14 protein-coding genes and 1 other RNA gene are annotated in these 13,475 nt (G+C 55.0%); 2 read left to right on the top strand and 13 right to left on the bottom strand.

Annotated elements, in window-relative coordinates:
• Window positions 1-407: 407 nt before the first annotated feature.
• The 10 genes from OKC40_RS20300 to OKC40_RS20255 all read right to left on the bottom strand — a co-directional run bounded on the left by OKC40_RS20300 (window position 408) and on the right by OKC40_RS20255 (window position 8,631).
• Window positions 408-638 carry a thioredoxin family protein gene (locus OKC40_RS20300; RefSeq protein ID WP_058051857.1) on the bottom strand — a complete coding sequence of 77 codons (231 nt, stop codon included), beginning with the start codon at window positions 636-638 and terminating at the stop codon, window positions 408-410.
• A 13-nt stretch (window positions 639-651) separates the two neighbouring features.
• Entirely contained in the window at window positions 652-1,653 is a 1,002-nt protein-coding gene (locus OKC40_RS20295) for a permease (RefSeq protein WP_270796757.1), read from the bottom strand.
• A gap of 122 nt (window positions 1,654-1,775) precedes the next feature.
• Window positions 1,776-3,215 carry a glutathione synthase gene (locus tag OKC40_RS20290; RefSeq protein WP_270796755.1) on the bottom strand — a complete coding sequence of 480 codons (1,440 nt, stop codon included), beginning with the start codon at window positions 3,213-3,215 and terminating at the stop codon, window positions 1,776-1,778.
• 231 nt (window positions 3,216-3,446) lie between these two features.
• Window positions 3,447-3,995 carry a sigma-70 family RNA polymerase sigma factor gene (locus OKC40_RS20285; RefSeq protein WP_270796754.1) on the bottom strand — a complete coding sequence of 183 codons (549 nt, stop codon included), beginning with the start codon at window positions 3,993-3,995 and terminating at the stop codon, window positions 3,447-3,449.
• On the bottom strand, window positions 3,992-4,423 hold the full coding sequence (gene arsC / locus OKC40_RS20280) for a glutaredoxin-dependent arsenate reductase (RefSeq protein ID WP_270796753.1): 432 nt from the start codon (window positions 4,421-4,423) through the stop codon (window positions 3,992-3,994). Before arsC ends, OKC40_RS20285 begins: the two co-directional genes overlap by 4 nt.
• 2 nt (window positions 4,424-4,425) lie before the next feature.
• Window positions 4,426-5,496, bottom strand: coding sequence for an ACR3 family arsenite efflux transporter (gene arsB / locus OKC40_RS20275; protein WP_042657749.1), 1,071 nt, complete (start codon window positions 5,494-5,496; stop codon window positions 4,426-4,428).
• 96 nt (window positions 5,497-5,592) lie between these two features.
• Complete coding sequence (gene arsA / locus OKC40_RS20270; protein WP_270796752.1) at window positions 5,593-7,380, bottom strand: arsenical pump-driving ATPase; 1,788 nt, start codon at window positions 7,378-7,380, stop codon at window positions 5,593-5,595.
• A 68-nt stretch (window positions 7,381-7,448) separates the two neighbouring features.
• Window positions 7,449-7,877 carry an arsenite efflux transporter metallochaperone ArsD gene (gene arsD / locus OKC40_RS20265; RefSeq protein WP_270796751.1) on the bottom strand — a complete coding sequence of 143 codons (429 nt, stop codon included), beginning with the start codon at window positions 7,875-7,877 and terminating at the stop codon, window positions 7,449-7,451.
• Between the two features lie 3 nt (window positions 7,878-7,880).
• A complete protein-coding gene (locus tag OKC40_RS20260) occupies window positions 7,881-8,249 on the bottom strand; it encodes an ArsR/SmtB family transcription factor (protein ID WP_270796749.1) in 369 nt (122 codons plus the stop codon).
• 85 nt (window positions 8,250-8,334) lie between these two features.
• Window positions 8,335-8,631: an ArsR/SmtB family transcription factor gene (locus OKC40_RS20255; protein WP_042657746.1), complete on the bottom strand. Its 297-nt coding sequence runs from the start codon at window positions 8,629-8,631 to the stop codon at window positions 8,335-8,337.
• Between the two features lie 106 nt (window positions 8,632-8,737).
• Between OKC40_RS20255 and OKC40_RS20250 the strand changes: the two genes are divergently transcribed.
• The gene (locus OKC40_RS20250; RefSeq protein ID WP_270796747.1) at window positions 8,738-9,814 is read left to right on the top strand and encodes a permease; all 1,077 of its coding nucleotides are present in this window, start codon (window positions 8,738-8,740) and stop codon (window positions 9,812-9,814) included.
• Window positions 9,815-10,131: 317 nt separating this feature from the next.
• Here OKC40_RS20250 and ffs read toward each other — a convergent pair.
• Window positions 10,132-10,225: signal recognition particle sRNA small type (gene ffs, locus OKC40_RS20245), an RNA gene on the bottom strand.
• 269 nt (window positions 10,226-10,494) lie between these two features.
• Between ffs and OKC40_RS20240 the strand changes: the two genes are divergently transcribed.
• The gene (locus OKC40_RS20240; protein WP_182969085.1) at window positions 10,495-10,677 is read left to right on the top strand and encodes a hypothetical protein; all 183 of its coding nucleotides are present in this window, start codon (window positions 10,495-10,497) and stop codon (window positions 10,675-10,677) included.
• A 275-nt stretch (window positions 10,678-10,952) separates the two neighbouring features.
• Here the strand turns inward: OKC40_RS20240 and OKC40_RS20235 are convergent, their stop codons facing one another.
• Both OKC40_RS20235 and OKC40_RS20230 read right to left on the bottom strand, forming a co-directional pair.
• Complete coding sequence (locus OKC40_RS20235; RefSeq protein ID WP_182969086.1) at window positions 10,953-12,395, bottom strand: hypothetical protein; 1,443 nt, start codon at window positions 12,393-12,395, stop codon at window positions 10,953-10,955.
• Window positions 12,396-12,526: 131 nt separating this feature from the next.
• Window positions 12,527-13,090, bottom strand: coding sequence for a recombinase family protein (locus tag OKC40_RS20230; RefSeq protein ID WP_042657743.1), 564 nt, complete (start codon window positions 13,088-13,090; stop codon window positions 12,527-12,529).
• Window positions 13,091-13,475: the final 385 nt, after the last annotated feature.

The raw sequence follows: 13,475 nt of genomic DNA, 5'->3' as shown, positions 1-13,475 counted from the left end.
CGCTGACGGGTCATAACACCTCCAATAGTTGCCTCATTTTAAGGCTGTGAGGTGTCTAGGGAACTGGGGGCGATTCATTTCATGAGTTTGCATCATGATACGGATACTCCTTCATCTCGGTGAGTTATCCAAAAACCATAGGCCCATACCAATGATGATGATGTGGGTATGATCAAAGAAATACGCAAAAACCTTAATGTATGTGTGAGTACCTGCATTCGATGGGGATCAATGAAACGCGCACCGCCCCTAGCGTTCCTCGTGCTTGTGAAAACGCATAGCCAGGTGCAGCCAAGGGACATCATTCACAGACACCGCCAGGGTGTTTATAACAACTTGATTAAAAACAATTTATTTAAAAAAAAGGGAGGCCATGCTGCCTCCCTGAACACCTGTTTTTTGCCTATTTAAAACCAGCTTTGCACTGCCTCTCTGGCCGGGATCCCACCTGCATGTACCACCTTGTCATCGATGACGACAGCTGGCGTAGACATCACCTTGTACTTCATGATCTCGGGCAATGACTCGACTTTCTCAAGCTGGATCTCGACCCCCAGCTCATCCACCACCTGCTGGATCAGTTGAACGGTGTTCTTGCAGTTAGCGCAGCCCATGCCCAACACTTTTACCTGTTTCATCTCATACTCCTCATCAAGAAATTAACGGCGATACGAAGTTAAACACCCACCCAACCAGCGTGAAGGAGACCAGCAGCACCAGCAGCAAGGTGCCCAGCAATGGCCACTTCATCACTTGTTTGAGCAGAATAAATTCAGGAAAACTGGCCGCCACCGTGCTCATGCAAAATGCCAGTGTGGTGCCGATGGGCAAACCATTGACGATCAGGCTCTCCATTACCGGGATCACCCCGGTCGCATTGGAATAGAGGGGAATGCCGATCAGCACGGCAGCCGGAACTGACCACCATTGACCGGCACCAAGGTGTGAGGCAATCCAGCCATCAGGGACAAAGCCATGAAGCGCGGCACCGAGCCCCACACCGACAATGACCCAGAGCCACACCCGTTTGAAGATGGTGAGGGTTTCCTCTTTGGCAAAGGCATGGCGCTTGGCCAGCGAGAGGCTCGGGGCATCGGCATGCAGCTGGACGGTATCGCCTTGCTGATGCTGCCCTTGCTTGAGGGCCTCGGCGGCAAAATCGGCCAGCCAGCGCTCGGCCTTGATCTTGTCCAGAAAGGCCCCACCCAGCATGCCAACCGCCATGCCGACCACTACGTAAATCAGGGTGAACCTCCAGCCCAGCAGACTGACCAGCAACAGGACGGCCACTTCGTTGATAAGCGGTGAGGTAATGAGAAAGGCCATGGTGATCCCGAGCGGGATACCGGCTGAAGTGAAGCCGAGGAACACCGGGATACTGGAACAGGAGCAGAAGGGGGTGATGGCTCCAAAGCCGGAGCCGAGAAGATAGCCCAACCCTCTGTGCTTGCCTGCCAGATAGTCCCTCACCCGTTCGACATTCAGGGAGGCCCGCAGCATGGCCACGATGTATATCATCACCAGCAGCAGGGCAAAGATCTTGCTCACATCCTCCACGAAGAAATGCAGCGCATCCCCCAGCTTGGTTTGTGGGCTCAGGCCCAACTGCTGATAGACCAGCCAGCTGGCAAGATCGGTGAAAATCTGAAACATAATGGCTCCATCAACATCGGTGTTATCCAGAAGACGTTGCATGTCCGCAAAGGATGCGCATATTTTCCGTCTTTTTTTGCTAGCGCAGTGATCTCATGGTTTGAGCCCTGCACTCTGCTCCATCAATCACTGAATACCAGCGAGTCAAGGACACCTTGCCCGCTATGAACGCCGCCTTCTGTTGATTTGGCCGATTTGCTACGAATGAGATATCCCGCAAAACTCTGCGCCGCGCTGGCAGGATGGTCATCGCTCTGAACAGTGAATATCCCCAGCTCACTGATCAAATCCGTCACCCGATGCAGCTCTCCTCTACGCACTATCCAGGCTGACATGGCTCTGGGAACGGGATGTAAGCGGCGCATCAGTGACCAGGCTTGATATTGGAGTGGGTCAAGCGTTGCCAATTTTGTCGGGATGTCCGCCCCAAACAGACAATGCCCACCCCCTTCCCCTTGGTTTTTAAGTACCCAGCTATCGGAGGGCGCTGCTTTTACAAAGTGGATGCTCTCAGGGGTAACAGGATGCATCTCACCCAGAACACCTCTCACGGTATCGGCCTCTTGCGAGGTCAGGCCAAATGCAGCGAACCCCTCTTCTCCCAGACGAGATAGCAGCATTTGTACTCGCTTGCTGGTCGCCAATTGCTGAGCGACAGTGGCATTGACGGCGACTCTGTGTCGCTCAATCAACACACGGGTCGCCATCAGCGCCTGACAGCATCTCTGCTCGTTGAGATCGGCTGCCTCATAATCCGAATATTGGTATCCGGCCCGCAGATAGACAGTATCGAGAGAGCCAACGCCATCAAGGATCAACCGGTTGTTGGCGCCCGTGCTCAGCTGATTATGCAGTTCACGAAAGGTTCTGCGCCGGGTCTCAATCCCTTTGCGCTGGAGTGCCAGCTCAAGCAGGTGTTGATCAAACACATTGTTTTCATGCTCCTGCACTATCATCAAAAACCTTGCCGGGCCAGGGTCGCCAAACTCCTGCTTGATCTTGAAAGTGGCCTCGGCAATGCCAGCTGACAACCCTTCAATGGCGTCATTGCCGACAAGTTCACCCATCGCCTCGGGTGACAACTGCTCATATTCAGCAGGCCATTGCCGCTGTAGATAGTGGTGCAGTTCATGTATTCGCTGACCAAATGGCCCCATGCCAGCGGAGATGCCATTGAACTCGACCAGCTTGTGGCCATCACGCTGGTCGTCCATAAAGTCGCTGCGCATGATAAGCAGTGGCAGCCGGGGTGCCGGGGTGGCTGATGAGTGGATCTGTTGATGCATGCCAAGCAGCGCTGAGAAGAAGGGGTCGCCTGCCGTGATGGGGTGAATGGCATCGTATAAAAAACCATGATCCTCAGAGACGGCATAGATCAGTTTGCTCAAGGTCTGAGCCGCACGTTTCAAATGCTGGTAGTCTCCCCGGCTGATCGGGGTAGGTGTCAGGGTAAACGGGGTATGCACGGCAGAATAGAGCGAAGCTTTAAAGGCGACACCATGGGTTAATGCCCACTCGACTGCATCATCCCTGATTTTCTGAATGCCAAGAGAACTCATCATTCACTCCTGAATATTGACTCACGAACCGCAACATCGGGTTGCCCGGTACTCATCTCCCCCAGAGACGCCAACATGGCAAACCAGTTCAGCCATATCGGGCTGGCCCCAATGGGATGACGGTCAAGGCAGCCAACCAAGAAACCCTGGATGAGTACCTGGCCGAAGCCAAGAAAAAATAAAGAAAAGGCCAAGGAGAACACCTTGGCCTTTTTGCTGAGCATCGTTCATGGCTTACTTGACCACCGGGGTGAAGCAGCAGACCCGCCCCGAGCTATCCAACCTGACCTGGCAGTCCAGAGAGAGCTGCTGACGCAAGCGATCTCTGGCTCGCAACAGACGCGACTTGGCGGCGGCAAGGGTCAAACCGTATCGGGCGGCATAATCCGCCTGCTTCATGCCCTCCAAATCACAGTGTCTGAGAATATCCCTGTCAGCCTGAGCAAGCTTCTCCAGCACTCTGGGTAGACAGCCCGCCAAGGAATCGACCGCATCGAGCTCACCCTGCTGCATAGCCAACTCGTCAGATAGTGGCAGCAACGGGCGTTGTCTGCGGCTTTTATCAATCACCAGATGTCTGGCGACTTCAAACAGCCAAGCCCTGGCATTCTCGATGGCGCAGAACTTGCCCTGCTGGCGGATTGCCCGCAAGAAGGTCTCTTGCAACAGGTCATCGGCATCCATCGGGCTGCCAGATTGCTTGAGCAGCCACCCATAGAGCTCATGTTCATGCTGCTGCCATGCCGTCATCAGGCAAGGTGGCGCACCGGTTGGCTCGGTCACTTGATGCGTTTTCCTTGTGCATCCACTACCTGCTCCCCATCCTCCTTGGTGAAGGCCCCTTGCTGGGGGCTCGGCAGGATATCCAGCACCAACTCAGAGGGACGGCACAGCTTGGTGCCAAGCGGCGTCACCACGATGGGGCGGTTGATCAGAATGGGATGAGCCAGCATGGCATCGATCAGCTGGTCATCGCTGAATCTCTCCTCGGCCAGCCCTAACGCTTCAAAAGGCGGCACGTTCTTGCGCAGCAAGTCGCGCACCGGCATGCCCATGGCAGCAATCAATGCAACCAGGGTCTCACGGTTCGGCGGTGTCTCCAGATAGTGGATAACGGTCGGCTCAACGCCTGAGTTACGGATAAGCTCCAGCGTATTGCGGGAAGTGCCACACGCCGGGTTGTGGTAAATGGTGATCTGGGAGTTATTCATGATTAAGCCTCTGCGTTGAGATAGTTGCGTTTCATTCTAAGCGCCACATTGACCAGAGCGATCAAGACCGGCACCTCCACCAGCGGGCCGATCACACCGGCGAACGCCTGATCCGAGTTCAACCCGAACACGGCGATAGATACCGCAATGGCCAGCTCGAAGTTATTGCCGGTAGCAGTGAAGGCGATGGAGGCGTTCTTGTCATAGGGAATCCCCAGCTTCTTGCCAACCAGGAAGCTGGTGAAGAACATCAGCACAAAATAGACCACCAGAGGCACGGCAACCCGCAGCACATCCATCGGTAACTCGACGATCATCTCGCCCTTGAGGCTGAACATCAGCACGATAGTGGCCAGCAAGGCAATCAGGGTGATGGGAGAAATAGCCGGAATAAAACGCTCGGTGTACCACTTCTCCCCTTTCGCCTTGACCAGATAGTGACGGCTCAGGAAGCCTGCCAGGAAGGGAATGCCAAGATAGATCAGCACGCTTTCGGCGATATCCAGCATGGTGATATCCACTGCGAAGCCCTGCAAACCAAACAGCGGCGGCAGTACGGTAATAAACAACCAGGCCATGAAGCTGTAGGTGAGGATCTGAAAACCGCTGTTGAGCGCCACCAGGCCCGCACCGTACTCCTTGCTGCCACCGCCGAGATCGTTCCACACCAGCACCATGGCGATGCAGCGTGCCAGACCGATCAGGATCAGGCCCACCATGTAGTCCGGGTAGTCATGCAAGAATGTCAGGGCAATGACAAACATCAGGATGGGGCCGACCAACCAGTTCATTACCAGTGAGAGGGTTATCGCCTGACGGTCGCGGGTCATGGCGCCCATGGTGCCGTAATTCACCTTGGCCAGCGGCGGATACATCATCAGGATAAGGCCGATGGCGAGCGGCACATTGGTGGTGCCAACCGACATCGCCTCGTTCCACTGGGCCACCTGAGGGAACAGATAGCCAATCCCGACCCCTATGGCCATGGCGACAAAGATCCAGAGGGTCAGATTGCGGTCGAGAAAGCTCATTTTTTTGCTGACGGGCAGATCGCAGCAGGCGTTGGTACTCATCAAGAGACTCCATGAGGGGTGGATGAAACAAAGGACTCAACCCGGGCAAATGCCCCTGTTGGTTGCACCTTGGCAGTAAACTCGCGCGGGTACATGTCACCCCGCCCTGTGGACAGGGTGACACAACGCTTGCAGCGCTTTCACGCCCACTGGCTCGACGGCCTGCAAGGGCACCACGGCATAACGCTTGGCATGCTCCTGCTTGACCGCGTCGATATGGGGCTGCTGGCGATACGCTCGCTGGGCCAGCAGTGGCGAGGTGACGCTGGCTGGGGCCAGCATGTGATTGACCACCCAGGCCCATGGCTCGATACCGGCGCGGCGCAGGTCGGCTTGCAGGTTGGCAGCCTCCTGTACCGGAGTGGGTTCGGGCAGGGTAACGATCATCACCTTGGTCTGTTTCGGGTCTTGCAACTGCATCATGGGGGTGGTGAAGTGCATCCCCTTACCCCCCATCTGACGGGCAATCTCCCGGTGATAGGCACCGGTCGCATCGAGCAGCAGCAGGGTATGGCCAGTGGGGGCGGTATCCATCACCACGAAGCGTTTGCCCGCCTCACGAATGATCCGCGAGAAGGCCTGAAACACGGCGATCTCTTCGGTACAGGGGGAACGCAAATCTTCTTCCAGCAGAGCGCGCCCCTGGGCATCCAGACTCGCCCCCTTGGTGGCCAGCACCTGAGCCCGGTAACGCTCGGTCTCGGCGTGGGGATCGATACGGCTGACCTCCAGGCTGGGCAAGGCGCCAGCCAGGGTCTCTCCCAGATGGGCTGCGGGATCTGACGTAGTGAGATGAACCGGTAGCCCCCGACTGGCGAGCTCAACGGCCACTGCCGCAGCCAGGGTCGTTTTACCCACACCGCCCTTGCCCATCAGCATGATGAGCCCGTGGCCATCGCTGGCCAATTCATCGACCAGTTGCTTCAAACCGGGATGTAGTTCAGTGGTTGTGCTATCAACCTCATCAGTCCCAGTAACCGGTGCTGCACCCAGTAACTGGCGCAGGCTATCGACCCCCACCAGGTTGGTCGCCAACAGCGGCACTTTGTCTTGTGGCAGCCTTGCCAGCAGCGCTGGCATATCAGCCATCGCCTGCTGCTCACGTTGCCATACGGCTGTCGCCAAGAGGTCATCCGCCAGCTCGCTTTGCGGGAAGATGCCATTGATGACCAACTGCTGATTGGCAAGACCAATGGTCGCCAGCTCATCATGGGTACGCGCCACCTCTCGCAAGGTTGAGGCTTGCGCCCGGGCGACCAGGATCAGCCGGGTTTTCCCAGCATCTGAGAGGGCCGCAACAGCCTCTGCGTATTGGCTACGCTGTTTTTCCAGTCCCGCCAAAGGCCCCAGACAGGAAGCATCCCCCTTGCCTTGCTCCAGAAACTCGCTCCATGCCCCCGGCAGTTGCAACAGACGGATGGTGTGGCCGGTCGGTGCCGTATCGAACACGATGTGGTCGTATTCCCCCACCAGGCTGCTGTCGGTCAAGAGCGCGGTGAATTCGTCAAAGGCGGCAATCTCTGTGGTGCAGGCACCGGAGAGCTGCTCTTCAATGCTGCGCACCACGCTGTCGGGCAATTTGCCGCGCACCGGGCCAACGATACGTTCGCGATAAGCCTTTGCAGCGGCTTGCGGGTCAATCTCCAGTGCTGACAACCCACTGACTGCCGCGATGGCGGTAATGCTGTTGCCTATTTGGGTGTCGAACACCTGGCCTACGTTTGATGCCGGATCCGTGCTGACCAGCAGTACCCGCTTGCCACTGTCACACAAGGCAACCGCACTGGCACAGGCCAGCGAGGTTTTACCCACCCCGCCCTTGCCGGTGAAAAAGAGAAACGGGGGCGCATCATTGAGAAACGAGTAGTTCAGCAACGGGGACATGAGAGACTCCTATCAGGAAGAACGAGGCAATTGACCGAACAGAGAACTTGCCAGCAAGGCGGTAACGTTTAGCAACAACCACTGCTGCCGGAGCAGCAGCCACTCTTGACGATCCCTTTGATGGCACCGGCTTTGTTGGGCTCGGCTGCTGGCTGTTCATCTTCGGCACCCTCACTTTCTGGTGCTTTCGGTAGCGCCAGTCCTGCATAGCGGATCAGTTCAGCGCGGCTGGGATAGCGACCGGTGAGTACCACTTGGCCATCGACCAGGGTCACCGGCAGCCCTTCTTCACCGGACAGTTCCAGAAAGGAAGCCACTGCCGGGGTCTCGGCGAATACCAGAGGTTGCTGCGCCAGATTGAACCGAAACAGTGAAGCCCCCTGCTGCTTGAGCCACTCGGCATCGCCAGCGAAGATCACCAGATTTTGGTCAATATCTGTGCCACAGACGCCGCTGGAGCAACACAGGGCCGGGTCGAATACTTGTATCAGTCTCATGGTCTACTCCTTATTGCAGCATGGCTGCGCAGGTAATACATGGGGTGAGCAGCCAGACTCCGCCCTCATCACCCCACAGGCTTCCGGATGACCGGCGCAGCACTCCTCGGTGAGGTAACCGATCAAGTCGAGCATCAGGGGAATATTGGCGCGGTAACGCAAGAAACGGCCCTCTTGCTCCACCGAGACAAGGCCTGCATGCAGCATGGCTTTCAGATGGAATGAAAGAGTGTTCGGGGCGATATCCAGTTCACTGGCAAGCTGGCCAGCGACCATCCCCTCCAGCCCTGCCTTGACCAGCAGACGCCATACATCGAGGCGGATACCGGATGCGAGAGACTCGAAGACTTTAGTGGCTATATCTTTATTCATTTGAACCTCCTCATTCACTTCATGATTACAACTATACAAGAATAGTTGAAATAATCAACCCACCCAAACCTTGCTATTGATGTATTTAGGTACAGTTGCTGTTTACACAACACTCTTCACGGAAAAACGCGATGATCTCTTCCAGCACTTCGTATTGAGAGACGCACAGCAGAGTACGGCTCTCCCTGTTCTGCTTGACCAGACCAACCGAGACCAGCGCGGCAATGTGGTGGCTCAGGGTCGATGCGGGAATGGCGAGCTGCTTTTGCAACTCTCCGACAGGCAGGCCCTGCTCTCCCGCCTTGACCAAATGCTTGAAAATGAACAACCGAGTCGGATGACCCAGCTCTTTCAGTGCCTTGGCAACTTCTTCCAACTCCATAGATCACTCTCCTTGATGGAACATATTTCGATAATACCAGAAATATCTTGACCACCCCAATGTTTCGATTATTTTAGAAATATAGTAAACCAAAGAGGGTATGAAAATGAATGACTGGTTAACCATGCTGACAGATGCATCTCAGATGTTTTTGTTCCTGGCCTTCGAGCTCTCTGTGCTGTTTCTGGTGATCAGTGCCGGGGTCAGCTTGATCCGCCAGAAGATCCCCGATGCCAAAATCCAGGCCATGCTGGGAGCACGAAAAGGAAGGGGCTACTTAATCTCTGCGGCACTGGGTGCATTGACGCCCTTTTGCAGTTGCTCAACCATTCCGATGCTGCGCGGACTGTTGTCTGCCAAAGCCGGTTTTGGGCCAACCCTGACCTTCCTGTTTGTCTCGCCGTTGCTTAACCCGATCATCGTCGGCCTGATGTGGGCCACCTTCGGCTGGAAAGTGACGGTGCTGTATGCCGTGATTGCAGCCGGCGTTTCGGTGCTGGCGAGTATGCTGCTGGACATGCTGGGGTTTGAGCGCCATGTCATTGACCCCAAAGAGGCCAAGCAAAGTAGCTGCGGCACCGGTTGTGGCGCCACGACAAGTGAACCTTCTAGTGTGAGTGCAACCACCTGCTGTGCAAGCAATACTATCAAGTCCGTCAAACCGCTAAAGGCTCAGGCATCCTGCTGTACTGCGCAACCCGATGAGACCGCACCCACTCTCTCTTGTTGCGCAGATGGCACTGCGGCACTGACCCAGGCCCCGGCCATTTCCACGGCCCTCGCCAAAGCGCGTATCGATGCCTGGCAACAATTCAAAGAGGTACTGCCTTACTTGTTGCTGGGGGTGCTGATAGGGTCATTTATCTACGGTTTTATCCCCGCCGAATGGATAGCGGCCCACGCCGGGGCAGACAACCCGCTGGCGATCCCGTTCAGCGCAGTTGTGGGTATTCCGCTCTATATCCGGGCAGAAGCCGTTATCCCTCTGGCATCGGTATTGCTGGGCAAAGGAATGGGCATGGGGGCGGTGATGGCACTGATTATCGGTAGTGCGGGAGCCAGCCTGACCGAGGTGATCCTGCTCAAGTCGATGTTCAGAACACCCATGATTGTGGCATTCCTCACCGTCATTCTGGGGATGGCCGTCATGATGGGCTACTTGACCCAACTGCTGTTTGCATAAATGACAAAGGGCCTTCTGACACAGAAGGCCCTTTTGTGTGTAACTGGTTGCACCATGACCATCATGGGCGACGGGGCCGCAGCCAGCTTTATTTATTCACATACGACGAGTTTGTTCCGAATACGGAGAGATGTCTTGATGTCTTTGCAGCGGCCACAGGGGAGCACGGTCACATTGCGGTCGTACCAGATACCTTGCGGAGAGAGCCTGAGATTTACTATGAAGATTCCTGATCCATCCACACAAAGTGGATTACCAAGAGGTCTGAAGGGGGGGGGGTTAGCTGTAACTTATTGAATTGCAGAAACAAGTGGTGGCCCTACCAGCCACATCCCGGCACTCGAGTCCCCCGCCTTGGCTGCTACCTTCCGGTCCTGACCAGGTTGACGAGTTATCAATGCGAGCCCAAATAAATCAGGCACTTGGGGATGGAACTGATTGCCATCACAGTGTTCTGAAACCTCAACAAGCGAGAACCCGCCAGAAGTACGGTCATCCACATCAAGTGGACATGCTTAAATGGGTAACAAACAGGGCAATCCTACCCGCCCTCCCCCGCACACTGCAAGCACCTCATTACAGGCCCCATCCCCTCCCTCAACAGCTCAACAATCAACCCAATATTGAGCAAAACGAAATCTAATGGTAACTTTGGGTCTCACTTAAACCCGAGGTGACATATGGCTACGAACACAGGCAAAGGCTATCGACAAGGTTCCGTCAACAACCGTACCCAAGTGCAGAACCCGGTTAATGGGAACTGGACGAAACGCGATACGGATAGCGGCAAGTTTATCGAGCAGAAACAAGGTGGGGAGCCCTTCAAAGGGGTAGCCAAAGAAACCGACAACCGCCGGAAGTGAGTTCATCGATGACCGACCAGTGTTCTTGTGGCCAGCCCCTCAACCATTCAGTTGTGTTCCATCAAAACGGGCAGAAACTCAAAAGCTGCCCGAACTGTTCAGAACAGGCTGGCGTTCATGTGTTCTATCGGGCAGGAGAATTCGGATTCAGACGGATGGCTGGTGTAACCAGGATACAATCATGGTGCCGTGGTTGCCGAGCCAAGCACCGCTACTGGCTTGACCCAGTCAAAACCTGCTAAAAAGGAGCCCGGCAAGGGCTCCCTGGGTTGTTATTAGCTGCATGTTCCCCATATCACACCATCAGTACCACACTCGGTGGTATAGGTGCCGTCTACTTGAGTGACGGTTTTGACATAGTGACCGAGCTCGTTGTAGCGAACTTCAGTTTTCACCCCGGTTGTGTCTGTGGTGACTTGAGTCTTCGCCCAGAAACGGGCATCTGGCTCGATAGTCTGGTCTTCGAAGCCATACGGGAGCTGTTCCAGAGCAGACCCCAGATCAGCCATATTGAGGGCATCGATAGTATCAGCCACATCAATCCAGTCGTTCAGGAAGGGGAAGCTGCCAGCTTGGCGGTCGTAGATGAACTCACCGGTGGACTTAACGTCACCATTAGTGACCTCTACGGCTACATGGCGTTGCGTTACCACATCAACCAAGTTGTCGATGGCACACTCTTCAAAGCTATTAGCCTGGAAGTTCACCAAGTTGGACAACTCATACAGTTTGTTACCAGCTACATGCTCGATAGCCTCTTGCACACCACAGGCATACGGAGAGTCATCCCCACCTTTAGACTCGAAACTGTACTCGTTGACGTACTTGTAGCTAGCAGTCTTGCGGAAGTGACGCTCGCTGTAGGCCAGCTGGCGGATCACCTGCGTGAAGTCAGAGGATACCTTTGCCAACTGAGTAACTGCACGATCATCCCAATAGACACCCTGTTCACGATACCAGGCATTGGGGTAGGCGTTATCTAGGTCGCGATTGTCACCGATGTGGTAGTCCACATAGGCATAGAACGCATCTGGGTGCTGCTTCTTCAATACTTCAGTCTCCCCGAATGATGCCTGCAGACCTCGGACGATTTCCATCGCCAAAGTAGCAGTCTCGGAATCCCCAGAAGCGATGTAGTCAGCGTACAGCTTCTTTTCTGAGATGTTGTAGTGCTTGATCACGCGGTTGGTAGACTCTCGCAGCTCGAACGCGATCTTCTCTCGCTTCAGCTGGTCGGCCATGACTGACTGGCAAGTCAGAGCACCATCGCTGGCCAACTGCTTTTCCACATCGCTCCAAAGGACAGTCGTCAGCGGAGTAACGTGGAGGAGGTCATCGTTGGAGATCGGGGTAAACTTGGGAGGCAGAACCATCTGGTATGCCTGCTCGACAACGCCAGTATCAAGGTCAACCGCACCAACAGGTACGTCCACAACCAGAGGCACGTATTCGGCACACTGCTCTTGGGCACCGGTAAGCTCCATACGGTAATCGCCGAGCTCTGTGGTGACAGCGCTGGGTTCGCCTGCGTCGAGCCGCTTGTTGAAGTTCAGGTCCAGGTACACTGTGGCACCCTTGATGTAACCATCGATGGCCTTTCCTTGGATAGAAGATTTAACGGCCGGAGGGTTGGTGTTATCGCTGTCACTGCCCCCTCCGCCGCCACAAGCCGAAAGAGCCAGACAAACCCCTATGCATACCCACGAACGAACTGTCATCAGTTTCTCCTTGTTCCCTATATTTTCATAACGATTCAATAGACCGCTCCAAAGGAGAAATACTAAAGAATCTGCAGATATATTTATGTGATTGATACCGTTTTCATGAGAGTGGACATTGTCCTACATGCCTATGATTCCATTGAATTTACCTCCATCCCACGTAAGATCCTCTGCACGCTGGAGAGACTGATCCCCGTCCGGCGTGCGATTTCGGCCTTAGCTAGTCCCCGTTCAGCAAGTGACAGCACCTCCTCCCCTTTAGCCATAGCAGTCGGCTTGCGACCTTTGTAGACCCCACGCTGTTTTGCCATTGCAATCCCTTCTGCCTGACGCTCCAGCATCAGCTCCCGCTCAAACGTGGCGATGGCACCGATCATGGTCAGCATCAGTTTTCCGGTAGGTGTCGAGGTATCGATACCCAGATTCAAAATCCTCAGAGCAACCCGCTTAGCGTGCAGGTACTCCGAGATCTCCAACAGGTGACGAGTGTTGCGAGCCAAGCGATCCAGCTTGGTAACCATCACCACGTCTCCCTCACGAACAAAATCCAGCATCAACGAGAGCTGAGGGCGGTCATCTTTGGCCCCGCTCACTTTCTCCTGGAATATCTTGCTGCACTCGGCCAGTGCCTGAAGCTGGGCATCCAGGCTCTGCCCCACAGTGCTGACACGTGCATATCCCACCAGTGCCATAGTCTCCTCCTGGTCAATAGGGCAAGGTACACTGACGCGACCAGTCAAAAGGTCCAAAGGAACCCATGTGACCGGCAAAAAGTGCTGTTTTCGCTCGCGTCACATGGCCTTGGTCTATTGACCTGTGCCAGTGATACAAATGAAAACGGGCCGCTCCGTGATGGAGGGCCCGCAGGGGTTTTTAGGTGCCCATAAAGGGCCAGAGATATCTGTTTACTACATATGTTAGAGCTACTCGCCGAGGAGCCTAATGACAAAGGGACTCGTTTTTATCTGAATGGTACATATGTACCATGCAGGTAGCGTCACCCCATCCTGACGAATTAACGGACTCGTTATGATCTGAATGGTACATATGTACCATGCAGGTAACGCCACCCCATCC

Origin of the sequence: Aeromonas sp. QDB11, assembly GCF_027705265.1 — a bacterium.
Classification (GTDB): domain Bacteria; phylum Pseudomonadota; class Gammaproteobacteria; order Enterobacterales; family Aeromonadaceae; genus Aeromonas; species Aeromonas allosaccharophila.
Note: the sequence above shows the minus strand (reverse complement) of the source record. Positions and strands in the feature narration are given on the sequence as shown.